General features: G+C 47.8%; 23 protein-coding genes and 8 tRNA genes. 6 read left to right on the top strand and 25 right to left on the bottom strand.

Annotated elements, in window-relative coordinates; all coding sequences use genetic code 11:
- Positions 1-112 precede the first annotated feature (112 nt).
- From lpxC to ACKU41_RS18970, 17 genes are all read right to left on the bottom strand, one after another.
- Positions 113-1,039 (bottom strand): UDP-3-O-acyl-N-acetylglucosamine deacetylase, encoded by a 927-nt coding sequence (lpxC, locus tag ACKU41_RS19050; protein ID WP_321403094.1) that lies wholly within the window; start codon positions 1,037-1,039, stop codon positions 113-115.
- Between the two features lie 174 nt (positions 1,040-1,213).
- Positions 1,214-2,077 carry a peptide chain release factor N(5)-glutamine methyltransferase gene (gene prmC, locus ACKU41_RS19045; RefSeq protein ID WP_321403092.1) on the bottom strand — a complete coding sequence of 288 codons (864 nt, stop codon included), beginning with the start codon at positions 2,075-2,077 and terminating at the stop codon, positions 1,214-1,216.
- A 169-nt stretch (positions 2,078-2,246) separates the two neighbouring features.
- Positions 2,247-3,320 (bottom strand): peptide chain release factor 1, encoded by a 1,074-nt coding sequence (gene prfA, locus ACKU41_RS19040; protein ID WP_319779147.1) that lies wholly within the window; start codon positions 3,318-3,320, stop codon positions 2,247-2,249.
- Positions 3,320-4,249 (bottom strand): DUF1385 domain-containing protein, encoded by a 930-nt coding sequence (locus tag ACKU41_RS19035; protein ID WP_319779576.1) that lies wholly within the window; start codon positions 4,247-4,249, stop codon positions 3,320-3,322. Before ACKU41_RS19035 ends, prfA begins: the two co-directional genes overlap by 1 nt.
- A 265-nt stretch (positions 4,250-4,514) precedes the next feature.
- Positions 4,515-4,745: a 50S ribosomal protein L31 gene (rpmE, locus tag ACKU41_RS19030; protein WP_319779146.1), complete on the bottom strand. Its 231-nt coding sequence runs from the start codon at positions 4,743-4,745 to the stop codon at positions 4,515-4,517.
- A 313-nt stretch (positions 4,746-5,058) separates the two neighbouring features.
- A complete protein-coding gene (locus tag ACKU41_RS19025; protein WP_319779145.1) occupies positions 5,059-5,376 on the bottom strand; it encodes a TusE/DsrC/DsvC family sulfur relay protein in 318 nt (105 codons plus the stop codon).
- A 199-nt stretch (positions 5,377-5,575) separates the two neighbouring features.
- Positions 5,576-7,303, bottom strand: coding sequence for a YcaO-like family protein (locus ACKU41_RS19020; RefSeq protein WP_319779143.1), 1,728 nt, complete (start codon positions 7,301-7,303; stop codon positions 5,576-5,578).
- The gene (locus ACKU41_RS19015; RefSeq protein WP_321403088.1) at positions 7,303-8,022 is read right to left on the bottom strand and encodes a methyltransferase; all 720 of its coding nucleotides are present in this window, start codon (positions 8,020-8,022) and stop codon (positions 7,303-7,305) included. The genes ACKU41_RS19020 and ACKU41_RS19015 overlap by 1 nt, the downstream gene beginning before the upstream one ends.
- Positions 8,023-8,227: 205 nt before the next feature.
- Positions 8,228-9,286 carry a glycosyltransferase gene (locus tag ACKU41_RS19010; RefSeq protein WP_321403086.1) on the bottom strand — a complete coding sequence of 353 codons (1,059 nt, stop codon included), beginning with the start codon at positions 9,284-9,286 and terminating at the stop codon, positions 8,228-8,230.
- 86 nt (positions 9,287-9,372) lie between these two features.
- Positions 9,373-9,447 (bottom strand) — tRNA-Gly (locus ACKU41_RS19005).
- A gap of 63 nt (positions 9,448-9,510) precedes the next feature.
- Positions 9,511-9,585 (bottom strand) — tRNA-Gly (locus tag ACKU41_RS19000).
- 3 nt (positions 9,586-9,588) lie between these two features.
- A tRNA-Cys gene (locus tag ACKU41_RS18995) sits at positions 9,589-9,663 on the bottom strand.
- A 7-nt stretch (positions 9,664-9,670) separates the two neighbouring features.
- Positions 9,671-9,745 (bottom strand) — tRNA-Gly (locus tag ACKU41_RS18990).
- A gap of 66 nt (positions 9,746-9,811) precedes the next feature.
- A tRNA-Gly gene (locus tag ACKU41_RS18985) sits at positions 9,812-9,886 on the bottom strand.
- 62 nt (positions 9,887-9,948) lie between these two features.
- Positions 9,949-10,023 (bottom strand) — tRNA-Gly (locus tag ACKU41_RS18980).
- Positions 10,024-10,026: 3 nt separating this feature from the next.
- Positions 10,027-10,101: transfer RNA gene (locus ACKU41_RS18975), tRNA-Cys, on the bottom strand.
- An 8-nt stretch (positions 10,102-10,109) separates the two neighbouring features.
- Positions 10,110-10,184, bottom strand: a tRNA-Gly gene (locus tag ACKU41_RS18970).
- A gap of 363 nt (positions 10,185-10,547) precedes the next feature.
- On the opposite strand from ACKU41_RS18970, the gene dksA reads away from it, so the two are divergent.
- Positions 10,548-10,910 carry an RNA polymerase-binding protein DksA gene (dksA, locus tag ACKU41_RS18965; RefSeq protein ID WP_319779138.1) on the top strand — a complete coding sequence of 121 codons (363 nt, stop codon included), beginning with the start codon at positions 10,548-10,550 and terminating at the stop codon, positions 10,908-10,910.
- 17 nt (positions 10,911-10,927) lie between these two features.
- The gene (locus ACKU41_RS18960; protein WP_321403082.1) at positions 10,928-12,439 is read left to right on the top strand and encodes an NFACT RNA binding domain-containing protein; all 1,512 of its coding nucleotides are present in this window, start codon (positions 10,928-10,930) and stop codon (positions 12,437-12,439) included.
- Positions 12,440-12,461: 22 nt separating this feature from the next.
- On the opposite strand, the gene ACKU41_RS18955 is transcribed toward ACKU41_RS18960, so the two are convergent.
- Together ACKU41_RS18955 and ACKU41_RS18950 are read right to left on the bottom strand one after the other, a co-directional pair.
- The gene (locus tag ACKU41_RS18955; protein WP_321403080.1) at positions 12,462-13,451 is read right to left on the bottom strand and encodes a hypothetical protein; all 990 of its coding nucleotides are present in this window, start codon (positions 13,449-13,451) and stop codon (positions 12,462-12,464) included.
- Between the two features lie 223 nt (positions 13,452-13,674).
- Complete coding sequence (locus ACKU41_RS18950; RefSeq protein WP_321403078.1) at positions 13,675-16,314, bottom strand: hypothetical protein; 2,640 nt, start codon at positions 16,312-16,314, stop codon at positions 13,675-13,677.
- 29 nt (positions 16,315-16,343) lie between these two features.
- On the opposite strand from ACKU41_RS18950, the gene ACKU41_RS18945 reads away from it, so the two are divergent.
- Positions 16,344-16,706, top strand: coding sequence for a molybdenum cofactor biosynthesis protein MoaE (locus ACKU41_RS18945; protein ID WP_321403076.1), 363 nt, complete (start codon positions 16,344-16,346; stop codon positions 16,704-16,706).
- A gap of 48 nt (positions 16,707-16,754) precedes the next feature.
- Here ACKU41_RS18945 and ACKU41_RS18940 read toward each other — a convergent pair whose 3' ends face one another.
- The gene (locus ACKU41_RS18940) at positions 16,755-17,627 is read right to left on the bottom strand and encodes a glycosyltransferase family A protein (protein ID WP_321403074.1); all 873 of its coding nucleotides are present in this window, start codon (positions 17,625-17,627) and stop codon (positions 16,755-16,757) included.
- 178 nt (positions 17,628-17,805) lie between these two features.
- Here ACKU41_RS18940 and ACKU41_RS18935 point away from each other — a divergent pair, with 178 nt between their 5' ends.
- A complete protein-coding gene (locus tag ACKU41_RS18935) occupies positions 17,806-18,912 on the top strand; it encodes a glycosyltransferase (RefSeq protein WP_321403072.1) in 1,107 nt (368 codons plus the stop codon).
- 217 nt (positions 18,913-19,129) lie between these two features.
- On the opposite strand, the gene ACKU41_RS18930 is transcribed toward ACKU41_RS18935, so the two are convergent.
- The 5 genes from ACKU41_RS18930 to ACKU41_RS18910 form a co-directional block, all read right to left on the bottom strand.
- Positions 19,130-20,041 carry a lytic murein transglycosylase gene (locus tag ACKU41_RS18930; protein WP_321403069.1) on the bottom strand — a complete coding sequence of 304 codons (912 nt, stop codon included), beginning with the start codon at positions 20,039-20,041 and terminating at the stop codon, positions 19,130-19,132.
- A 17-nt stretch (positions 20,042-20,058) separates the two neighbouring features.
- Positions 20,059-20,172, bottom strand: coding sequence for a dual CXXC motif small (seleno)protein (locus ACKU41_RS18925; protein WP_394700651.1), 114 nt, complete (start codon positions 20,170-20,172; stop codon positions 20,059-20,061).
- A 250-nt stretch (positions 20,173-20,422) separates the two neighbouring features.
- Entirely contained in the window at positions 20,423-21,850 is a 1,428-nt protein-coding gene (locus tag ACKU41_RS18920; protein ID WP_319779129.1) for a TolC family protein, read from the bottom strand.
- Between the two features lie 113 nt (positions 21,851-21,963).
- Positions 21,964-22,740, bottom strand: coding sequence for a MogA/MoaB family molybdenum cofactor biosynthesis protein (locus ACKU41_RS18915; RefSeq protein ID WP_319779128.1), 777 nt, complete (start codon positions 22,738-22,740; stop codon positions 21,964-21,966).
- Between the two features lie 24 nt (positions 22,741-22,764).
- Positions 22,765-23,469, bottom strand: coding sequence for a DUF1614 domain-containing protein (locus tag ACKU41_RS18910; protein WP_319779127.1), 705 nt, complete (start codon positions 23,467-23,469; stop codon positions 22,765-22,767).
- A 130-nt stretch (positions 23,470-23,599) separates the two neighbouring features.
- On the opposite strand from ACKU41_RS18910, the gene rfbA reads away from it, so the two are divergent.
- Together rfbA and ACKU41_RS18900 are read left to right on the top strand one after the other, a co-directional pair.
- Positions 23,600-24,481, top strand: coding sequence for a glucose-1-phosphate thymidylyltransferase RfbA (rfbA, locus tag ACKU41_RS18905; RefSeq protein WP_319779126.1), 882 nt, complete (start codon positions 23,600-23,602; stop codon positions 24,479-24,481).
- Positions 24,481-24,966 carry a hypothetical protein gene (locus ACKU41_RS18900; RefSeq protein ID WP_319779125.1) on the top strand — a complete coding sequence of 162 codons (486 nt, stop codon included), beginning with the start codon at positions 24,481-24,483 and terminating at the stop codon, positions 24,964-24,966. The genes rfbA and ACKU41_RS18900 overlap by 1 nt, the downstream gene beginning before the upstream one ends.
- Positions 24,967-25,029: the final 63 nt, after the last annotated feature.

Raw genomic sequence — 25,029 nt, 5'->3', positions numbered from 1 at the left:
ACTGCTGCCCCTTGTGGAGTCAAGCCCGTCCCCTCAATATAATATAAAGAGGTTCAAAAAAAAGACCCGCCGGAAACCGACGGGTCTGAAAAATCAAACTACAAACTTCCTGCTAAGCAGGTGAGGGGACAGCATCCGGTGCAACCGGGGAGAAGCTCTTTTCCACAACTTTGCCGGGAGCAGGCTCAAGGGAGCGCTCTTCAAGATAGTCCACTGCATTGGCGTGCAGGTATTTCAGAAAAGAATTGTTCAGGGCATGTCCTGAAGCATAGACTTCGAAACGTCCCTGCAGAGGCATCTCAAGAACAGCCATATCGCCGATAAAATCGAGCATTTTGTGCCTTACAAATTCATCAGCAAAACGAAGGCCGCCATCATTCAGGATACCGTAATCATCCAGAACAACTGCGTTATCAAGAGATCCGCCAAGGGCAAGACCGTTGGCATGCAGATATTCAACTTCTTTCAGAAAACCGAAAGTTCTGGCCTTTGCCAGCTCGTCCATGAATACGTCGGGGGTAATTTCGAGGGAAAGGGTTTGTTTACCGATCTGGGGATGTTCAAAATCAATAGTATAGTCAACTGCAAAACCGTCATGGGGGAAAGCCCTGACGTATTTGCCTTCCTGCTCGAAATTAATGGATTTAGTAACACTCAGAACCTTGCGGGACTTGGAAAGCTCCCGAACTCCGGCCTGACGGAGCAAGTATACGAAAGGCCCTGCGCTACCGTCCATGATGGGCAGCTCATTGCCTCTTACTTCTACGTGGATATTATCGACACCCATGCCGCGTACTGCGGCAAGCAAATGCTCAACAGTGGATACGGAGTCCTGCCCGTTGCCAAGAGTAGTGGCAAGTCCGGTGGCTACAACCAGATTGGGATTGGGAGTAATGAAAGAGCTACCGGAACCGGTATGAAGAGAAAAAAGGATTCCAGTGTCTTCGACAGCAGGCCTGAGTACGATTTCCACCTGCTTGCCGCTGTGAAGGCCGATACCCTTGCATCTTACTGTATTCTGAATAGTAGTTTGTAGCATATTATCTCCTGTTAACCCCACTACTGCAAACATTATGCCACAGATATTGATTTTCATAACTACTCGATTTTACAAACTTTTTATATTTAACGAAGACCGGTCAAACGTAAGCAGTTGTTTTTTTACAACAACCACAAACATACGTTGTGGTTTTTTTGCAACCATGCAGCAAAGCTATCTCTTTTTTGCCACAACGATACGGTCATGCCCGGAAAGGTCTTTGTGAATAGCCACACACCCCTCAAAAGCAGCACAGGAGTCAAAAATTTCATAAGCCTTCTGCCCCTGAAGATAACCGATCTCCATAAAGACTGTTCCGCCTTTCTTTAGCGCCGCAGCTATACGCGGGGCGCTGCCCTTGATGTCCTCATCCCCTGCCGGGCCGCTGACCAAAGCAGAGACAGGCTCGAACTCCGCAACCTCAGAACTGATATCCTCCAATTCCGCTTCGCAAAGATAAGGCGGATTAGCCAGAATCAGGTCGAACTTCGCATCTGCCAGCAGAGGTTCATTAAAATCAGCACGCACGAACTGCACCCGCTCCGCCACGTGATGCAACAGCGCATTTTCCCGCGCAATTGTCAGAGCAGAGGCACTAAGATCAACAGCAACCACCTGCGATTCAGGAAAAAGCTTAGCCACGGTAACAGCCAGAATTCCTGACCCAGTGCCGAAATCAGCGAAAAGAAATTTGTCATCTGCACGGAACAACTGTTGAACTTTCTCAACAATTTCTTCGGTCTCAGGACGAGGAATCAGCACACCGGGACCGACCTTGAATTCAAAACCGTAAAATTCCTTCACGCCTAGAATATAAGCAGCAGGCTCACCGGAAGCCCTGCGCTTTACCAAGGCTTCGAATTCAGCAAGCTTTTCAGAATCAACTGAACTTTCCAGCTCAATAATCAGCTGCACACGGTTCAGATCAAAAACCTTCTCCGCAAACAACTGCGCAGATAAAGCAGGAGAGTCCACACCGGCTTTTTTGAGTTGTGCAGCAGCTCTGGAAAGAACTTCTTTTAATTTTCGATCAGCCAAAGCATTTCTCCAAAAAATAAAAACGGGATATTAAAAAATATCCCGTTTATTAAAATCATAGTTGCGAAACATAACAAAATATTTAGACCCCGGTAGACCTCACAGCCGATAGACGAGAAGCTTTGCTTCAAATCTTACTGATAAATCAGACCAACGGGAGCCGAAGGCACTAACCGTCCTGAGCCTGCTGCTTCAGAGCTTCGGACTGATAATGACTGACGAGTGAATCGACCAGCTCGTTCATATCCCCTTCGATAACTGCATCGAGCTTGTAAAGAGTCAGGTTAATGCGGTGATCAGTCACCCTGCCCTGAGGAAAGTTGTAAGTACGGATACGTTCGGAACGGTCACCCGAACCTACCTGTGCACGACGCTGTTCAGCCATTTCCTCATGCTGTTTTTCCTGCTCGGCCTGCAACAGACGGGAACAGAGAACCTTCATGGCCTTGGCTTTGTTCTTGTGCTGGGACTTCTCATCCTGACAGATAACAACCAGACCGGTGGGAAGGTGGGTGATACGGATAGCGGAGTCAGTAGTGTTAACGGACTGCCCGCCGGGACCTGATGCACGGAATACATCGATACGCAAATCCTCGGTGCGCACCTTCACATCCACTTCCTCTGCTTCTGGCATGATTGCCACAGTAGCAGCGGAGGTATGGATACGTCCCTGTGTTTCGGTGGCAGGCACTCGCTGAACACGGTGAGTACCCGACTCGTACTTCATTTTGGAATAAATGCGGCTACCGCTGATGGCAGCAATAATTTCCTTGAAACCGCCTGTTCCGGTAGGGTTGGAGTTCATAACCTCAACCTTCCAGCCGTTGGATTCAGCGAAACGGGAATACATACGAAAAAGATCGGCAGCAAAAAGAGCGGCTTCTTCACCGCCGGTACCGGCACGGATTTCAAGAATGATGTTCTTGCCGTCCATGGGATCTTTGGGCAGCAGGAGCAGCTTGAGTTCCTCCTCCAGCTTGGGCAGGCGATCCTTTATCTCGGAAATTTCCATTTCGGCCATTTCACGGATTTCAGGGTCGGAATCCTTGGCCATTTCCTTGTTGTCTTCAAGGTCGGCGGAAAGCTTTTTATATTCGCGAAAAGCTTCCACAACTTCGCCGAGTTCAGCGTGAGCTATGGTTACCTTACGGTAGCGGTCCTGATTATTATAAACTTCCGGGTCTGCAAGCTCCTGCTCCAGATCCATGAAAGAACGTTCAATCTCTTCCAACTTGGCAAACATCAGCTGTTTCCTCCATCAGTATCGGCAGCAACCGCCGTATTGAGTGCCGCGAGAGCAACTTCAATCTGCTGTTCATCGGGCTCGCGGGTAGTCAGCAGCTGCATCCCCATTCCGGGCATACACGCCACCTTGCAAATAGCCTTGTCCTCATGCTTGGAAGATACCTTGATCATCTCATAGGCGATCGCACTCACAGGGGCCATCAGCAGCAGCTTGATACCTACTATATATAAATTTTTAAGCACAAAGCCTTGCGGCACCCAGATGGCAGCAATCATGGGAACCAGCACAGTAAAAAGCAGGATACTCACAACTAATACGAAAAGCAGAAACGCTGTTCCGCAACGGGGATGCAGCCTGCTGAAATTTTTAATTTCACAAACATCAAGCTTGCCGCCCGCTTCATAGGCCCAGATAGCCTTGTGTTCGGCACCATGATACTGAAATACACGTTTAATATCCGGCACAAATGAAATGGAAATAATGTAACCGAGAAACATGACCATCTTGAAAAAGCCGTCCCAGATATGGAAACTCAAGGTATCAACGCCTCCGGAAATACCCCACCACTTCAGGGCTACGGAAAAAAAATGCGGCAGCACTACGAAAAGACCCAGCGCAGCACCAAGCGCGATAACCATGGTCAGCACAAGATGAAATGTAGTCAGTTCGCCGTCTTCCTCTTCGTCAAGAGCCTGTGTAGCGGAATAATTCAGAGCTTTGACACCATTAACCATGGTCTCCATAAAAATGGGAAAACCGCGCAGAAAAGGCTTTTTCATACACGCGGGTGTCATTGAGAACCATGGACGGAGTTCAACAGTAATTTCTCCGTCCGGACGACGGACTGCAATGGCAAGATTGTCCTTTGCGCGCATCATAACGCCTTCGATAACAGCCTGCCCGCCAACTGTTTTGGCAGCGGACATAAGAAGAGGTAATTTCAAATCCGTTTCCTCACTGAAAAAGGCCGGGTAAGGCCCGTAGAATTAATATTTCTCAAGTAAAATAATCATTAACAGCCGTCAAGCAAGACTGAAATTGAATATCATTACAGAAAAATACAGCGGGGAGGGATTTGAAATGTCCCACCCGGCTACGATGCAGGACTTTAAATAATTTAAAAAAAGGACATGCCTCTACCGTAAAATACGGCAGAGGCATGTTCAAGCGGCAAAACCGCAAAAATATGAGCTAGTTGCCCTTAACTTTACTTGCTGCGTCGAAGTTACCGAACTTCCTTTTGAAGCGGTCGATACGACCAGCGGTATCAACAAAACGCTGCTTACCGGTGTAAAAAGGGTGGCAGTTGGAACAAATTTCAGTGCTCACATCTTCACCCATAGTAGAGTAAAGCTCAGACTCGTAACCGCAGTGGCAGCGTACAGTTGCCTTATAAAGTTTCGGATGGATATCTTTTTTCATGACTTTCTCCTGTCTTTGTTAACCGTGAAAACAAGGCCAAGTACACCTACGCATAAGAATATGCAAGTACTATCTGCCCAGTTCCGCAATTTTTGGTGCAATAAGTTAACAGGCTCGCCCGACTTACGTCAAGCGACCGGGACGAACAGACAACCAGATGCCTGTTGACGATTCAGCTATCAAACCGGGGATAAATTGCAACCCCTACTTCAACTCAATAACCGAACCGTCACCAGTCAGCTACCTGTCTTATATGAACAAAAAAGGCGGGACCGCGAGGATCCCGCCCAAATATTCTGAAAGCTGTCTGGAACTAAACGCAGCCGGTAGGCTTGGGCAGACCAGCCATCTTACAAGCTCCCTTACCGGGTCCGGAGGGGAACAGTTCGTAGATGTGCTTCAGTTTGAAACCAGTTACTTTAGAGAGGATGCGCACCATGGGAGCGATACCGTTCTTTTTGTAGTAGTCCTGCAGGAAGTCGATAACTTTCTGGTGTTCTTCGTTGAGATCTTTGATGCCTTCGGACTCTTTGCAGAAGTCAACCCACTCAGGGCACCAGTCTTCAAACTTCAGGAGGAAACCGTCTTCATCAACATCAAAGCTTTTGCCCATGAATTCTACGATAGCCATAATAATACTCCTAGGAATATTTACATTTATTACTGTAGGTTCAAACCGTGTCGAACCTGCCATATCCAAAAACAGCGATCCGCTGTTTCACGACTATTTTACAGCGCAAAATCTAAATGCGTTTTGCTCAGTCTGAGATAAGCCTTAAATCCGTTTTTTGTCAATCAAGTTCTTAAACAGAACCATATAAAACAACGATTTATTTATCGAGTAATTCCTGAAGATGCGGCACTGCATATTCAAGGGAAGGGTCCAGCTCCAGTGCCGTACTCAGATACTCCACAGCCTCATCCTCTTCGCCCATAAACTTATGACATAACCCGAGGTTGGCCAGATCGGATGCCGACCCGCTGTCCAAAGCGAGGGCCGCCTTGAAATCAACCGCTGCCAGCGCATAATCCTTGGCCTTGAATTTAGCAACGCCGCGCAGGTTAAAGTATTCCTTGGCCTCGTCATCAAGCTCTATGGCCCGGTCGAGATACGGAATTGTTTCCGGCCAACGCTCTTCCAGAGAAAGCGCGTAGGCGGTATAAAAAGCTGAAAGCGCCTTTTCTTCATCAGCAGGCTGCATATCCACCGCAATGCTGAACATATCCACAGCGCGGGAAGTATCCCCTCCACGCAGAGCAAGCATCCCTTCAAAAAAAGGAATAAAGTAAGGTTCACCGTAAATATCGGAGATAACATCCAGCCCGTCTCCGGCAATATCAAGGGCAACCTTTTCGGAAAGAATACGTCCCACAAAAAGCCCCAGACTTGCATGCGGGGTTCTTTCGCGGAACTGGAAACCGGGCACAAAGTTATAGTTAGCCGATACACCCAGTTCAGGATGGGTGGTATCCACTGAATACAGGGTGTATCCCTTTTCATCCAACTTCGCGGCAAACTGCTTCAGTTCGTCATAAATATCGTCACTCTCAACCGAGGGAAGGGATTTAATCTTAACGCACTGCCCGGCACCAAGCCAGCCTGTCTGTTCGATCTCGGTGAACTTAGGCAGACCAGAAGCCTCATAAACCCGTCCGGTCTCGAAATCCCCGGCCAACTGCGCGACTTCGGTAAAAGCACGGATTGCGGCCTTGCAGGGAGATGCGGACGTGCCTGCAGTAAAAACGATTTCACTCATTCCCGGAAAGGTGGAGGGGTCCCAAGCGGTTACCGCCACTGTGGGCAGAGGCATACCGAATGAAAAGTCGTTGATGATATACTTGATGTCGTTGTCATCAAAACATTTGCAGAGATTAGCAAGCACCTCGTCTTCACAGGAAGCGGGATCGATAACCGGAACTTCGGGCCGCTCGCGGTCAATCACAGCACAGACGTGCCGCTCCACCAGTTCACTTGCTCCCTGAAGCACTGATTCTTCCGGGGAGTTACCTGCGGAAGCACCGTTGAACTCATTAAGAATCTTGAACCAATCCAGCGGCACGTATTCCTCTTCCCCGGTATGCACGTTCAGTGCGGGGTAAAAATGCCAGCGCACCAGGTCTAGGATGACCCGTGCCTTGCCCGGATCCATATCCTCACCCACGGATTGCAGGATCTTCTCAATGGAAATAACCTTGCCGGGCCAAAGCTCCTCAGCTTCACTGTATGTGGCCAGAGTAAAATTTTCGGCATTGGACCAGAAACTGAAAAAGCTGAATCGCTCAACCAATTCCATAAGCGCGGAAGCCTCGGCCTGCGCCACGGAAGCCCCTTTACCCATTTGTTTGCGGGTGGGCATAACTTCACGGGCTTCATCGCCGCATTCACTGATAAATACCGGAATTCCAAGACGTCCGGTATCAACCTTGCGGGTACATTTGAGCACACCGTTGCACTTCTCATCCAGCAAAGCTTTAACTCTGGAAACAGTCTCTTCAGGGCTGACAGCCTTATCCTGATCCTTGGAATAAACTTTGGGGCACGACTTGAGTTCCAGCATTATTTTACTCCCATCCTGACCAAAGAAACAATGGACTTTCCTTCGCCCATATTCCCAGCAAACGGAACTTCCTGCTTCATCAGGCGATAACTGTCCTTGGTCTGCTCAAAGAATTTTTTTCCGCTACGCTTTTTATCCATGGCCAAAAGCACTTCCGCATCCTTTGCGTCAACAAGATGTCTGGCTATGAACCCCGGCAGAGATTTAGCCACTTCGTCACGGTGCAGAATTTCGCATCCTAAAATATAGTTGAATTTTTCTTCCAGATCGGTTTCAGCAAAATCAATCTTGCGCACGCTGATCTTATCGTCAAGCTTGTTGCGGAAGGCATTCAAACGGGCAAAAAGAAGGGCGTCGTCATCGGTATCGGCAAGCACGACATCATATCCCCGGCTGGCAGCAATCATCCCGCAAAGCCCTCCGTCTGTGCCGATTTCAAGAAATTTGGAACCATCTGCAGCTTTGAACTTGAGCGCGTAAAACCCGAGCACAAGAGAGGAAGGCCATATCTTGGCCCAAAGAGGCAGATCAATTTTCTTTCCGCCACGAGCCTTGTCAACGAGTTTATCAAGATACGCGGGCATGTCCGCAATCTGGGCCAGTTCAAAAATCCGGTCGCCGACTTTGACTTCTTCAAACTTAATCGCACCGAACTTGTTCCGGGCTGCTGCAAGCAGCTCGTCAAAATCCACACCCGGCTTCAACGCTATATTTTTCAAGGAAACCTCCTGAAGGGATAGTCAATATTAATTTCACCCCAGCTTAGTAGGGATATGAAACCTTGTCTTGCTGAAAAATCAGCCACAGGAAAAGAGGAGTAATCATTAACAAGCAGGCGGTCAACAGCGAAGGCATAAGGTTTACGCCGTCAACAGCGCCCCCCCGCAGAACGAACAGTGAAGTAGAACCGCCCCCCTGCAAAAATTATCGGAACAGTGCCACTTTATCCCAGCGCTGCTGGTATGTTTTTGCAATCTCGCTAAAATGATTGATCATATTAAGTGGAAGAACTGTTTTTGTCTCGCCACAGATAAACATGGCAGCCAGCATCAATTTGGCCCGGATAAACTCCCCACTGGCAAGCCGCCTCCGAGTCTTTCCGGAAAATTCTCCGATTGAATCCAGGATCTCCTGCGCCCGGGCAATTGAACTGTGCTTTTCATTAACCAACTGCTCACCGGAAGCTGCTATTTCGGTCAGTTTCTTTTCATCATTCAACATTTCGAGCGCAATATCAGCCGCCTGTCTGGCATTTCCCCTTTCATATAAGGGCAGGATATTTTCTCCGGGGGTGAATAAATCGAGCAAGCCGTTGTCGCAATCTTCCGTTAAGACTGCTGCACCGCAGGCAGCGGCTTCGAAAGTACGATAGTTCAACTCACAGGCAGCGGACTGATTAAGGACTATTTTGGAACGGGCAAAGAGAGGCTGATATGCTCCTTTCTTGACGAGCACAGGGCAGAATTTTGCAAACTGATCAAGAAATTTTTTACGTAATTCATTCTGCTTACTATCTACAGTACCGACAAAACACACCGGAATATCCCGGATAACCGAATCATTAAACGCCCTTCTCTTGTTGTAAAACAGTGGAAACCACTTATTCACCTTAGCGTAATCATCTTCATTGAAAAGCGGAACGGCGTTTTTCTGGGCAACCAGCGAACAATCAAATGCATAGGAATATGGGATATGCCACGGGTTGCAATAGGTATCGACAAAGAAACCTACAGTAGGACACTCCAAGGCCTCCAAGCCCCAGACTCTGGGAATATTACCTACGTCATGCCAAAGGACAAGATCAGGTTGAAATGAATATTTATCAAAGATGGTGAGGAGGTCCCGATAATATATCGGACGGTTGACTTGTAGGAAATTTTTCTTTTCAGCGAACTCTGTATCCCACCGGATATAAAAAACTTCGTGACCAAGCTCCCTGAATGAAGAAGCAAGAAAATCCGATTCAAGAGTAACAATCTTCATATAAGCACCCCTGCGCAATCGAAATAAAATCACCCTAAGTTACTTACAAAACAAGAAAGGCCGGCCATAAGGGCCGGCCATAAACATGGAGCGGGAAACGGGATTTGAACCCGCGACCTCAACCTTGGGAAGGTTGCACTCTACCGCTGAGTTATTCCCGCTGAAATATGTGAATTATATAAAAGAAACGGACCGTCCTGTAAAGGACGATCCGTAAAAAAATCTGGAGCGGGAAACGAGATTTGAACTCGCGACTCCAACCTTGGCAAGGTTGTACTCTACCACTGAGTTATTCCCGCTCGTGGAGGCGGCATCCAGATTTGAACTGGAGAATGGAGGTTTTGCAGACCTCTGCCTTACCACTTGGCTATGCCGCCTGAATTTTGGAGCGGGAAACGAGATTTGAACTCGCGACTCCAACCTTGGCAAGGTTGTACTCTACCACTGAGTTATTCCCGCTCAAAACTTTCCGTATTCCGGAAAGAAAACGGCCTCCCTAAAAACATCAGGAAGGCCTGAAAAATCTGGAGCGGGAAACGAGATTTGAACTCGCGACTCCAACCTTGGCAAGGTTGTACTCTACCACTGAGTTATTCCCGCTCGGGGTTTTACCTTCAAATAATATGAAGGACGGAGACCACAAAGGTCACCAAGAAATTTAGTGGAGCGGGAAACGAGATTTGAACTCGCGACTCCAACCTTGGCAAGGTTGTACTCTACCACTGAGTTATTCCCGCTCATGGAGGCGACATCCGGATTTGAACCGGAGAATGGAGGTTTTGCAGACCTCTGCCTTACCACTTGGCTATGTCGCCGAAATATTTGGAGCGGGAAACGAGATTTGAACTCGCGACTCCAACCTTGGCAAGGTTGTACTCTACCACTGAGTTATTCCCGCTCACGAAAAGCGAAGCAGTTTTTAACTTTATGTGTCAAAACTGTCAACACCTTTTTTTATTCTTAATTATCTTTTTTGCTTTCCCTCTGCCAAGTAACCAGATACAATTTAATCAATCATCTAGCTAACTTCAAACCTGCAGAGGTAAACAAATAATTTCAAAGAATCGACTAACGTGTCGTTAAAGGCGGGTTTAGGCCAGCTCCTTTTTTTTGTCAACCGTTTTAATTTTTTATTTTTTTATTTTTTTTTATCACGCCCTTTACTTCCACACCCACTTTAGGCTAATACCATGCAACTTAAAAGTTAGAGTTGTTTTGGCAAACTCGTAACCCCACCTCACGTTAAAGAGAGGTTATCAATATGGAACAAAAAGATATTGAATACTTCCGTGAAACCCTGAACAAGATGCTTGATGACATTCTTCAGAAGGGTCAGGAAACCATCGAAGACATGACTGAATCCGGGGAAACCTATGCAGACCCCGCAGACCGTGCAACCGCCGAGTCCGACCGGGCATTCACCCTCAGACTCAGAGACAGGGAGCGCAAGCTGATCAAAAAAATCCAGAAAGCCATCCAGCGCATTGAGGACGGAGACTTCGGCATCTGCCACGCATGCGGCGATGAAATATCCGTCCCGAGGCTCAAGGCCCGCCCGGTAACAACCCTCTGTATTGCTTGCAAAAGCAAACAGGAAGAAGAGGAACAAAACCGCGGAGACTAAGCCCGGATCAATCTAAAATGGATGCACATTTCTTTCGTTCCCTAACCGGCGAACTTGAGATAAATCTCAAGGGCCGCAGGGTTGAAAAAATATTTGCCCCCGCTGAGGGAGTGTGGACTTTCGCGCTCCAATCCAAGGGAGGCAAGGAATATCTGCTTTTCAGGCCCGCCAAATCGGTGGGCCTGCTTTTTATCTCCAGAGTAAAACCTGTCAATCCTCCCAGCCCGCCGTCACAGGTTATGTGGTTGCGTAAACGGCTGGCCGGACGCAGGATTTTCGAAGCCTACCACGACTGGATCAACCTGCGGGTTGCATTCGCTCTTTCTCCGTGGAAACAGCGTGACAGATATCGCTATCTTCTGCTGGACATGAAAAAAGGAGTCTCCCTGATACATGACCTGCCAGAAGATTTCCCCGCGCCTGTAAGCTGGCCTTCGTATGAAAAGGCCCGTTCAGACGAGGAAATATGGCGTGATTTTCCGCAGATTTCCCCTCCCCTGCGTAAAACGTTAAACGCACTTTCCGAAACGGACGGCCGAAATCTGCTGGCCCGCCTTGAGAGTGGAATTACCGATCATTTCTTTATTTCAGAAAAAAAAGGAGAACTTTCTCCTCCGCGGGTCTGGTCCGACCCTAAAAGCACTGAACAGATATACGATTCCGCTATTGAAGCGTCTTCAGTATACGGTGAAAAAATTCTTTTTCCGGTCATGGAGCGCATGGAAAACGCGGAACAGCGCAACACGCTCAAAACCGGCAAGAAAAAATTCAAAAAAATTTTTAAGCGCATTGAGCAGGAAGAAGAACGGTTGCGCGGTCTGCAGAACCGTAAAGTCGAGGGCGAAGCCCTGCAGGCTGAAATGTACCGTTTAAAAGACCTGCGGGAACTGGATAGAGTAACGGTCACCCATCCCGAACACGGCGAGATGGAAGTAAAGCTTGATCCGTTACTGACTCCGGCTGAAAACATGGAAAAAATTTTTCGGTTCGCAGCCAAGGCTCAGCGCGGTTTCAAACATATGGAGCGGCGCAGGCAGGAAGTCGAGGCAGAACACGAGCAGTTCCTGAAAGCCAATCTCATGCCGTCTTCAGAGAAAGGCCGCAAAAGTAAAAACATAGAAATTCCCAAAAAATACAAGAGCATTGCGGCCGCACTTTTCATATCGTCCGACGGTTTTCTCATGATCCGCGGCAAGAACAGCAAAGCCAACCACGAAATCCTGAGCAAGGTATCGTCTGTTTTCGATTACTGGTTCCATGTTCAAGACGGTCCCGGTTCCCACGTAGTACTGAAACGCGACCATCCCGGACAGGACGTACCGGAGCAGACACTGCGCGAAGCAGCAATTCTGGCCGCACTCAAAAGCTACCGCACCAACGACTCCAAGGCGGATGTCATGTGCGCTCTGGTTAAAGACGTACGCAAGGTCAAAGGCTGGGCTCACGGGCAGGTAGCTGTAGACAGCGTGCTGCAGAATCTGCACGTGGATATAGATCAGAGTTTGGAAGAGAAGCTGGCTAAAAAATAATTTTATGCCTCCGGCGGCATTCTTAAGCCGTCTTGGAAATTCCCTCCAGCATGGACAAAACCATGCTCTGTTCCTGCTTAAAACGGTTGGCTACGCTTGCCTGAACACGTTCGGTTGATGATGAGAACTGGCTTTTGCGTTCGCCGTAAATTTCTTTGACCAGATCTGCCGGAAACCCTTTACTTTCGGCACTGGCAGCCAATTTATCTATGGCTTTGGCAATGAGACGGGAGGCTCCTGTGGGGCCGTGCTGTACAGAAGTGGACCAAAGGACTTCACGTACCGGTGCGGGCAGGGAATTCATATCGATACCGGTCTTTTCAAGAATCATTTTTGCAGCGGGATCATAATGGCTGCCTTGGATAAAATCGTGCTGCAACTTTTCAAAACCGGTGGGGTCAGCATCGGCTATTTTTTTCCAGAGATCAGGCATAGCACCTGTTTTGGAACCGGTATCAGCTGGTCCTGCTCCGAGCAGCTTATTTGCAATTTCAGGTGCTTTGTCTTTCAGAAACTGGATAAATTTATCCATGGTTCCTGTCTTGGAGGCTATCTGATACTTGCCGTAGGAAGTTCCGCCCACCCGGTCATAACCGATGGATGAAACACCCTTGGAACCGGACTCGAACTTTGCGGAAAGATCACCGGAAACAATGGAAGTGTCCATTTTTTTGACAGGCTGAATGTCCGTTGGCACATGATTGGCACGATACGAATTGAGAGCCTGAGTATTCTTCATCCCTGCCCCGCCCTGCAGTCCTTTGATGGAATTGAGAGCGTTAAGGGCCTCCAACATAAGCATATCGTTCATAACGCCCATGTCCATGCTGTCGGCGGATACCCCATCATTGGAACCATCTGAAAACATTTTGTTTGCCATCATCAGTTCCATATCGAAGGCCCCGGCCTGCCCCTTCATGGCAGCAAGGTTGGGAGATGAATTTCCCTTACTACCGGGAACATTCCCCAGCAGTTTCATCATCGTGGCAATATCGTTGTTCACATTGGTCATAAGCAATCCCTCTGTCAAAAAAATACTTTTTCAACATGGTTGATTGCACCAAGTGTACCAACAAAACAATTCCTCATTAAAAAGTCGATGGGATCAAATACAACTATGTACGGCTACACATTCCTTTCAAAAAAGAGCTAGCCGGGCAAGCTTAGAACGAAATGATCCATGGAGGTATAATTTCCACACCGGGATATATTTAATTTCCTTGCCACAATACCACTCAATCATCATCCTTTCCGTCATTAATGAGAAACAGCTCCCGTTTTTTCTTTTCAAAAACCACGGCAGACCGGAAAGCAGCTATGGCAATGGCCAAAATGCTGAGGATAAGGATCAACCCTTTTTGGAACTCCCATTTCTGGCGTATAATCATGTCGATAATAAAATTCGATTGAAAATTATTAGAGTAGTAAATCAGCAGCGGGATACAGAGAAGAGCCACCCCGAGAAAAATAACTTCAAGCCAGATAAAACTCCTGCCCAGCAACATGATAAACAGCGTCGTATCACGAACAACCCTGAGTGTAACCAGCCGTTTCCTTAGTTTTTTCAAACGTCCGTCAATACGGTCCAGATAGCGCTGGGTCTTACGGAAGGTCTCTGCAACATTGAGCTGCTGGGTCTTAATCCAATAAATTTTATCAGCACAATAGTTAAAATCACCATTGAATTCAGTCAGCAGCTTGGGGAATGGAAACCAGGAGGCTTCACGCTGGACATCCAGCAATTCTTCACGATAGATATCCAGCTTCTTGTTGATAACCTTGATTTCATATTCGACCCGTTTTTCAATCTCTTCGGTCAAACGGGCAATACCGGCTGTTAATTGGCGGAAGGCCACATAGTTATTTATTTTTGCCAATTTATTCATACGTTCCATGAACCGGTTAGCCTCATCCGCGAATTCATGCCCCTCCTCAAACCACTGGGCAATATCCGCAGATAGAGTATCCATGCCCAACGCAACTTCCTTGGCTTCAGCCTCGGCAATATCCCAGAGTTGTCCCATTTCCTGCAATACAGTCAACCTTCCCCGGTCAAGTTCGGGGTCAATGGCAACCCTGTTGAAAAAATGGGGATCCTTGGTAATTATATCCTGAAATGCTGAAATAGCCTGCTCGGCAAACCCCATTTTTACCATGCAGACAGCACGGCGGTACTGCGGCTCAAGCCATTCGGGGCATTTACCTTGTGCACTACGGTAAAGATCGCTTGCTTCACCGAATTCCCCCAAGACTTCCTTCATCCTGCCCTGCTGGTAGACAAAATAACCTTGCTGTAAAGGAGAATAGCAGAGCCTTTCAGCCTCCTGCCAATAAAAATAAGCCTGTTCGAGATTCCCCATCTCCAATTCGTAAAAGGCCATCAGCGAGCGTGGTTGGTAGCTACGGCTAAAACGGATCATGGCATTTTTTATCAAACTTTCCGCTTCGTTTCGGGAACCTTTACACAGGCTCTCATAGGCGGCCCAGATCAACTCGCCCTCTTCCGGCCCCTGATCCTTTATACCCCGCGGCCAATCCTTGCCCCGGCATCGCCAGACCAGATAGAGTGTCCTTAATTGAGAAATGGCGTTAATGGCAAAAAGAGCCCTAGTAACGATACCTTCGTACCCTTTGTTTTTGTGCAGAATCTGGGAAAATTCATCAACAACGTTTTCTTTTCCCTGCATCTGAAGGTCAATACCCTGAAACCCTTCGGTAAATTTTTCGCTATCAATAGCTGCCAACTGTTTCCAGACCGCAGAATCAAGACCGGTGAGTTCACGGCTGGGGCACTCTGCCGGAGAGTGGTTTTTCATTCCGCAATAAAAACAATCCTCGTATTCCCCTACTGAAACACGGCGGGAAATGGTAACAGCTATTGCCGATGAGGCCGTTTCATTCACCCCCTGCTTGAGACTGACATGACACCAGCCGTCCACAGTTTCCTGTTCACTTCCGAAGCGAACTTCGTTCACTGCAAAATCGCCGCCCAGCAGAAAAGCATCACGGTAACGCAGATGCGGGCAATCCGGGGTAAGTTTATCCCAGTCGAGATTAACTTTGCGGATAACCTCGTCGTTGAAACTCATATTCATCTGCGGGACAAGGGCCATTACCGAAGGCCAGTATGACACCTCTTCCGTCTGTTCGCTGTTTCGTACCCTGTGAATGAGCATGAGCAGCTCACGCAAAAATGTCCTGAGCAAAGAAAAAGACGCAATAGGCAGGATGACCTTCACCTCAGAGGTGATATACTGGATACCCAGCTTCTGGAGCATGACCTGCACTTCCGAAAAAAATGAACGCCAGCCTTTGATAAAATCCTTGTCCGAAGGATTTCCCACCGGAATGAGAATAAAATACCAGTTCTGCAGGGAGTCATACCCCAATCCCTGATCAGCCTCCAAAGCCAGCCACCCGGATTTTGAAATTCCGCTAGGGGTCCTGACATCTTCAAGATTCAGACCGGCAATTGCCTTGACGTAATCCGCCAGTTTAGGATGAATTAACAATTCAAATTCAGTTGGCAGAGCTGTTTCCTGATTCGTGAATTCACCGTCAACCTTTAGGGAAAGATCCAGGTTGTAATCGACCAGCAGAGTCGCCGGCATGACCTGAATAAACACCGGCATAGGGTTGAGCCTGGCCCAGATTTCAAGACGGGCAACAACCCGGAAGACATCATCGCTGAAAAAGAACCAGTAAGCCTGATTCGATCCCTCACTCATGGGCATGCCGCCAAAATCACGCATGCTGCGCACAATGGAATCTTCCAGAGTTTCCCCCCAGACCATCCAGACACCAAAACCTCGGTTTACCATGCGGGAATGGCTGACAACGGGAAATTTTTCAAATAAGCTTGAAATCGAATACAAAACTACAACTCCTTACCTGCGGAGGAATTATGGACATTTCAAAAAAAATAGCAGAACTCAAACAGGACCCTGAATTCGCCGACAATGTAGGCATGATCCTCGTTCACAACGGAATCGTCCGCGGCTGGTCACGGGGAACCCATGATGAAGTCAGCAGCATTGAAATCAAAGCCGACTATGACAAAATAGAGCAAATCCGTCAGGAACATGAAAAATTCCCCGGAATCTATAAAATCGTAACCCACGCCAATGAAGGCGTATTCAAACCCGGTGACGACGTGCTTTTCCTCATCGTAGCCGGAGACATTCGTGAAAATGTCAAAGAATGTCTTGCCAGCCTGCTCGACAGGGTAAAAGCGGAAGCATTCAGCAAAAAAGAAATTTTTGCCTGATTGCAGGACTATCCAAGGCCGGGATTTATTCAAGAGTCCCGGCCTGTTTCATCCTGAAATGACTTCAGCAGGAGAAACTTTATTGCCGGCAGCCATGTCTTCCACCAGCCGCTCAATCTTCGCGGCTTGCTCGTCGCGTCCCCTTTTCCTGCACCCACCGATATAAAAACCGGCCTTGCGCTGTAATTCATCAAGAGCCAAACTCTTTTCCTTCCCGGAAATATCTCCGGAATGAATCAGCTTCACTATAGCGTAAATTCGGTATAAATCCAAACACTCTACACTATTGGAAAGCTGATCTGGACGGCCGCCGTGCTTTACGGTCAACCTTTCACGCAAAAGCCCCACCGGATACTTAAGCCCGGCCCGCAGCCAGAGGTCGTAATCCTCACAGGCGGGCATCTTTTCATCAAAAGGTCCTAACTCATCCCAAAATTTGCGGCTGAAAATAACGCAGGAAGGACTGACCATACACATGGCAAGGGAACGATCAAAAAAATATCCTTCCGGCTTTTCGTGCTTTTTACACTGGTTGACCCGCTTGCCTTTACGAATCCAGATTTCATCGGTCTGGCTTATTTCAAAACCGCCCTTTTCCATAAAAGGAATCTGTTTCTCCAGTTTATCAGCAAGCCATTCATCATCAGAATCAAGGAGAGCTATCAAATCACCGCCGGAACGGGCGATACCGTTGTTCCTTGCGGCTGAAACTCCCATGTTTTCCTGCCGGAACACCCTCAAGCGGGGATCGGCATAATCAGCCAAACGTTCGGCAGTGTCATCCGTGGAGCCGTCATCAACCACCATACATTCAAAATCATTAAAAGTTTGGGCCAGAACCGAATCCACAGCCCGGCAGATTTGTGCCGCCCGGTTATAAGTAGGTATAATCACAGAAACTTTGGGTGTATCTTTAACCATATACAGTCAATCACCTGTATTATAAATATAAAAAAAATTTTCCATGCCAAATGGCATTTGATCATGTTAATAAAAAAACATACGCTATGTATAGCTGTGCAAGACTGATTTTTCGCTGGTACACAAAGTTATCGGCCATTATAGCAGACCCATTAGTTTACGGATTGCCATTTACCACATGAAAATTTTTCAAGTTATCAACGTCCGCTGGTTCAATGCCACTTCATGGTATGCCCTCTACTTAAGCAAGCTCCTGCAGGATGCGGGACACGAAGTTCTGGTCATCACCGTTCCCGGTTCTGAAACCGAAGAAAAAGCTTATGAGATGGGCCTGAACGTAGAGACCATCGAGCTTAATTCCGCCCACCCGCACAAGCTTTTAAAAGCATGTTCAGAAGTCTTTTTCCTGATCAAAAAGCACAAACCGCAGGTAGTCAACTGCCATCGCGGTGAAGCGTTTTTCTGGTGGGGAATCCTGCGCAAAATAGGAATGGGCTACAAACTGGTCAGAACCCGTGGTGACCAGCGCCTGCCCAAAAGCGATTTTTTCAACCGTTATCTGCACTCCAAAGTGGCCGATGCCGTGGTAGTGACCAACAAGCGGATGGCCGACCATTTCCTGAAAAAGATGAAGCTGGCTGAGAACCGCCTATGGCTGATCCACGGTGGTGTGGACAAGGAAATTTTCTCATTCAATCCCGAAGGCAGGAACAAGGTCAGAAAAAAATTCGGTTTTGCGGATGATGATATTGTTATCGGTATGCTTGGCAGATTTGACCGTGTAAAAGGGCAGAAAGAACTTATCGAAGCCCTTGCCAAGACACGCACCAATGTACGGGATAAAAGCATTAAACTTTTCCTGATCGGCTTCCCCACCGCAACCAGCGAACACGAAATTGAGTCATGGTTGACCGAAAACGGACTGCAGGAAATTACCGCCATCAGCGGCAAATGCGAGGACGTCACGGCCTGCATTTCAGCTATGGATATCGGGGTAATCGGTTCACTCTGGTCGGAAACCATTGCCCGGGCGGCATTGGAAATCATGGTCTGTGAAAGACCGTTGATTTCAACCTCCGTAGGTGTAATGCCGGATCTGCTACCGCCGCAGGCACTTGTACCGCCGCAGGATGTAAACCAACTTTCCCTGAAACTGACCGAAGCAATAAAACATCAGGATTTCAGGGAAAAACTGATAGAAGAACACAAGAGAACCATGTCCCAACTCTCAGGTGAAGATTTCCTGAAACGGACTATGACTTTATATCAAAGTATTTTGAATTAAGAATTCCTCCGGCGGCTGGAGAAGATAAACTTTTCAATCTGCTTCGCAAATAGCTGCAAAAACTACTTTCAATTAAAAAGCCCGTAATACCGTTAAAGGTATTACGGGCTTTTTAATTGTATTCTCTCTAAACGAAGCGGCGAAGCCTAATAAAAATTTGTAGAGGCCAGAGAATCTTTTTTCCCAAAAAAATGTACTTCGGCCACCGGATGAATTCTTAATCAGGACCGAAAGTTGAACGTATTTTTTCCAGATTGCGGGCAACTTCGTATATGGTCCGGGCATAAACCATGGAATGGTTATAACGATAGATCACCTTAAGTTTCTTTTTCTTGCTCAGGGAATTTTTCCAGCCGTGCCTTTTTAAAAAACTGGCCATACTGAACAAGGCATCATCACGGGTAAAAAGATCAATAACCCCATCTCCATCACCGTCCACGGCATAATGCACTGCGGTGCTGGGCATAAACTGGCAAATTCCGAAAGCTCCATAGGGAGAACCGGGAATTTCAGTGGGGACCATGGAATTTTCAGAAGAAAACTTCAACAGGGCCGACAACTCCTTGTAAGCCCAATCTGCTTTCTTTTGAGTCCTTTTCTTAAGCCAGACCATATCTTTTTCTTCCAGCCTCTCGTAACCTAGCGCATCAAAGAATTTGAGAGGATCTGGACTGGCAGCCATATTGGCTAAATTGTTGAATGCCGGAGCCTCGCCAAGGGTAAAGCCGAGCTTGGTTTCCACCAGCAGGAGCGCCACCAGAACGGAAGGGGCAACCCCGTACTGTTTATCTATTTCTTGCAATAGCCCGTAATGTTCTCGCAGGTAAGAATACCCTCCGGCAAGCATGATCGGCCCGATATATCTTTCATCGAATTCCTTTTCGCGGGCTACTTTTTTTGCAGGAGGTTCAAACCTGCGTTTAAGTAAAGCCCGCATCTTACGGGCCATCATGGCTGAATCATATTCCAGTGAACTGGCGGAAAAAACAGTATCCACATACTCACGGTTAAACCCGTCGGCAACAAGCCTGCCCTTAAGGGCATCCCAGCTGTGGGAATCGTCAGTAAAGGCAAAACCTGCATTCCCCAGAAGAATGATGAAAATTAAAACTGCCAGTTTCCTGAACATTCTACTTTGCTACTCCATTAAAGCCTGTTCATGGGTACGTTTGCCATTTCGTCTTCAAAATCATCGTCTATGTATTCCGAATAGTCAGAAACATTAAATTTTCGGCCGCAGGACCCGCAGCGCAAAAACACACCACCTCATTCACGGTGAGTATACAGGTTTCCGCCGCAGGCACTGCACCTGCTTTCCTGATCATGCTCTCCACCGCGTGCGGCTTTATTGAAAAGGCTCCGCCCTCTAAACATTTATTCCCTCCAGTTACCGGCAATATAAAGTTTATCACTTATTCATGTCTACAATAAAAATCCGGCAGATTGCCATAAGCAATCTGCCGGATTAATCTATGCAATATTCATCAGATTAAAATCTGATTCCGCCTTCCTAGTTGGTTTTAAGGGACGGGTTCATGTCACCCATGGCGACGTAGAGCTTGGCAAGCGCCACCTGATAATCAGACAAAGCCTGAATCAGCTGGGCCTCACTGTCACTCAAACGGGACTGGGCGTTAAGAACTTCGTTGTTGGTGCTGACCTGAGCCTGATAACGGGCCATGGCCATGCGGTAACCTTCACGACCGGCCTCCACGGATTTTCGTCCCACACCGATACGGTCGGCCGCAGCCTTGAGACTGAGCAGCTGATCCTTGATCTCGTAGGAAGCTTCAAGTTTGGTATTATCAAACTCGGCCTTGATCTTCTTAACGTTATCTTCAGCGCGCTTGGTGTCGTAGTAGGTCTGCCCCCAGCTGAAAACTTCCCAGTTCAGATTTGCGCCTACGTTCCAGGAATCTGGGCGATTCTGATAGTTGTATCTGTTCTTGCTGACAGAAGGATCTCCGCCTTCACTGCTGTAGTTCAAATCAGCAGAAATATCGGGATAAAAACCACTCTCCGCGATTGTCACATCTTTTTCCGCAATTTCAACGGCCTTACGGGCAATCTTGAGGTCAGGACGGGCCTTATCGGCCTTTGCAATGCACTCGTCGAGAGTCATGGAGAACGGAAGGTAGGTCAGTTCACCGGAATAGTTTACATTTTCTTCGATGGGAAGATTAAGCAATGTATTCAGTCTGGCAGCCCTTGAGTCCACTGTGTTCTTGGCAATGAGCAGATCCTGCTCGGCGGTTGCAAGTTCCACCTCCGCCTGCAGAACATCGACTCGGGGACGGAGCCCTACCTGATAAAAAGCCTGAATCACATCAAGCTGGGATTTCAGACGGGCAACAGAATCCTGCTTACTCTTCACTTCCATACGTCCCTGAAGAAGAGTCAGGAACGAAGTCTGGATACTGCTGATCAGAGAAAGCTCGGCATTGTAGAGGCTGGCCTCAGTTGAAGCTCTCTGCAATTTGGTTTTCTGGTATTTTGAAAGCAGTTCAAAACCCCTGAAAACAGGCTGGCTTACATTTACGGAAAAAGCCCATTGATCCTGATAGGCAATAGGGGTGTTTCCGGAGCGGGGCTGATCACCGTTATGGGTATAGCCATATTTTGTGGTAACAGGAGCACCGAATGCACCGCGCTGTCTCTTCACATCACTTTCCGCGGCCAGCAGCTCCTTACGGGCTGCTATGATGCTGGGATTCTGTTTCAGCCCCAGCTTTACGCAGTCCTCAAGAGTAAGGGTCATTCCAGCGTTTCCGGATTCATCAATATCCGCCTGAGGAACCTGAGTGGCTGCTTCCTCTAAAGAAACGGGAGCTTGGGCTTCACCTACCGGGCTTTCCCCTTTCAACTGCTGAGCATTGGCAAAAGGAACAGCTGCCAACACAAAAATCATAACAAATAAAAACGTAAAATTGCGTTTCATTCTATACATCCTGAACGTGAGGTTGTTATTTTCAGAAAAAATTGATTTACAAAAATCACAATTTATATAGATGCTCCAGCTTAAGGAATCAAGCATCAATTTTGTTTTAAACGCTATGAAACCAAAGCACAGTCGGTTTTATCTCCCTGCAATTTATCAACAGTATGTTTCAATGCGGGAATAACAGCATCAAGACTCTCCCGCACGGCCTTGGGACTGCCGGGAAAATTGATTACAACACTTTTCCCCAGAGTTCCGGCCACTGCACGCGAAATCATGGCGTGAGGCGTTTTCTCAAGACCGGTAGCAGTAATGGCTCTTTCAAATCCGGGCAGCCTCTTCTCAATCACCGCCAGAGTTGCTTCAGGCGAAACATCACGGGGCCCCACCCCGGTCCCTCCGGTAGTCAGGATCAGATCAAAACCGTCCACATGGGCCAATTGCATGAGCAGGGATTTGAGGTCATCACTTTCGTCAGCGATGAGATAACCCTGTGCAATGGAAAGCGGAAGTGCATTTTTTATCATTTCAGCAATCAGCGGCCCGGCCTGATCCTCGCGCTCCCCGGCTGCCCCTTTATCACTCAATGTCACATAGGCAAGCGAGTACCCCTCTTTTACGGCAGTCAGCTCAACACGCCCTTCAGGCAGATCAGCCAGCACTTCAGCTGTCCACGACTTTGCGCCCGGAGTACCGGAGGTCCAGACACCGGAAACAAGCCGCAGCAACTCCACTTCCCCTGACTTCAAAACCATTCCGGCACGCAGGCCGGAGATTTCCCCGCTGAGGCCGGCGCATAAACATCCGTCAGGCAGAAAGTCTGCATCCCCTAACATAATCCTGCTGCCAACACCTGCACCTTTTATCGTAGAAAAATCACATTCACACATCTAAATAACTCCTTGAGAGAAAAATCAAGCCAGCAGAACGGCGATAATTCCGGTAATAAAAATACCATCAAAGGTTCCGGCTCCGCCAATGGAAACCACTGGGGCATCAAGCACCCGCCGGGTAGCCGGAGTTGCCAGATGCAACAAGTCCGCTCCTATCAGAGTTCCAAGGCTGCCCGCAACATAGGCAGCTATAGGTGCCATTTCACCCGGAACAAGGATAAGGGCCGCCAGGGCTGTAACCAAAGGAGGAATGAGCACCGGAATCCCGATCCCCACTCCCGGAATGGGCCGGGCCAGAGCATAAGCGGCGGCACTGACCACAGCCACACAGAGCAGAATGGAAAAATCGAACCCCGCCCTGCTAAGCAGGGAAAGGGAAAGCAGCACCGGAATGACGCACCCGCCGAAGTTAACCGCCACAACCTGATTGGTAAGAGTTGCGGAGTCCCGCTGTGCCCCCATGGGCGAATAAGGATTAAACATACGAACCTGCCTGACCCGCACATCAGGCACCAGCCTTTCCGAACGGAAAACCGGAATATTGACCCCGCTCCCGAGAAGAGTGGCTATGAGCAGCAGAAAACCCTGCCCCGGCGTCAGCCCCAACTTGGAGAACGCCACGGTAACCAGACCAACCTGTACAAATATAAACAAAAAGAATATGAGAATAAAAAAAATCACGCCCAAAAACATAACAGTGGGCAGTGAAAACATGGGGCCGCGCATGGAACGAAACTCCTTTTTGCAGATGAGAACAAATTCAGGCCATTTAATGCTATAAAGGCAGACACCACAAGATTTTATTGCTAATTAAATTAGCAACTATCAGATATAAACAGCATGAGGAAGGTTTAATATGAAAGGAATTATTCTAGCCGGGGGTTCTGGAACAAGACTTTATCCCCTGACAAGGGTGGTCAGCAAACAGCTTCTGCCTGTCTACGATAAACCCATGATCTACTACCCGCTATCCATTCACATGATGTCTGGAATCAGGGACATCCTGATCATTTCCACCCCGGAAGATTTGCACAGGTTTGAAGACCTTCTCGGTGACGGATCCAATCTGGGCATTAATATTTCTTATAAGGAACAGCCCAAACCGGAAGGACTTGCACAGGCGTTCATCATCGGTGAAGAGTTCATCGGCGATGACAGTGTCAGCCTGATTCTCGGTGACAACATTTTTTACGGTCATGATCTGCCGCATATTTTGCAACAAACTGCCACCCTCAAAGAAGGAGGCACGGTTTTCGCTTATGCAGTCAAAGATCCCAAGCGGTACGGTGTTGTTGAATTCGACAAAAACCAGACTGTGATCAGCATTGAAGAAAAACCGGAAAAACCAAAATCCAAATTCGCTGTTACCGGACTCTATTTTTACGACAATTCAGTGGTCGAAATCGCCAAAAGCATTAAGCCCTCTGCACGCGGTGAGCTTGAAATCACCGACGTGAACAACGAATACCTTAAACGCGGCAAGCTCAACGTAGAACTGCTGGGGCGTGGTTATGCATGGCTTGATATGGGAACCCACCAATCCCTGTTGCGTGCGGCCTCATATGTGGAAGCAGTACAGGAAAGGCAGGGCTTCATGCTGGCCTGCCTTGAGGAAATTGCTTTCCGCATGGGTTACATCACCATTGAAGAGCTGAAAGCCATGGCTGCGGATATGCTTAAAAATGATTACGGTCAGTATCTCATGGATATTTATAACGATGCAAAGGCGAAAAGCTAATGAAAAAAATAATCATCACATCACTGATAACTCTGGTGCTGCTTATTCCGGCTGCTGGATTCTGCGGGACAACAGATATGATAGCTCAGTTTGATAAGCTTTCCGGAGCAGAATCTTCATTTAAAACCCTGGGCATGAAAATCGAAAAAATAACCGGAGCCGACACCCGCCCGGACAGAGTCTATGCCCTGCAGGACATGGCTGATCTATGCAAAACCAGCAAAATGCAGGTCCACAGTCTGACTTCGCTGTTTTCTGTAGTCAATCTGGTAAAAAAAGAGAAAAATTTCGAGAGCAAGGAAGCAAAACTTTTAAAACGAAAATGCGGTTATGCATACAACGACTTCAACCGCCGCAGAGTATTCATCCGGGATATCCTCATCAAAGCCAAGGATCAGAAGGTGAAGGATCTGGCTCATATTTTTGATGCCCAGCTGGAGATAGTACTGGAGCAGCTGACTGTAATAAATCATAAATTGAAATAAACTGCCGGCAACAAAAAAAGGCGCGTAATACGCGCCTTTTTTTGTTGCCAAGGAGCTTTTGCT

Source organism: Maridesulfovibrio sp., assembly GCF_963678865.1.
Classification (GTDB): domain Bacteria; phylum Desulfobacterota; class Desulfovibrionia; order Desulfovibrionales; family Desulfovibrionaceae; genus Maridesulfovibrio.
The sequence above is the reverse complement of the archived record's forward strand: the minus strand, read 5'-3'. Positions and strand labels throughout refer to the sequence as shown.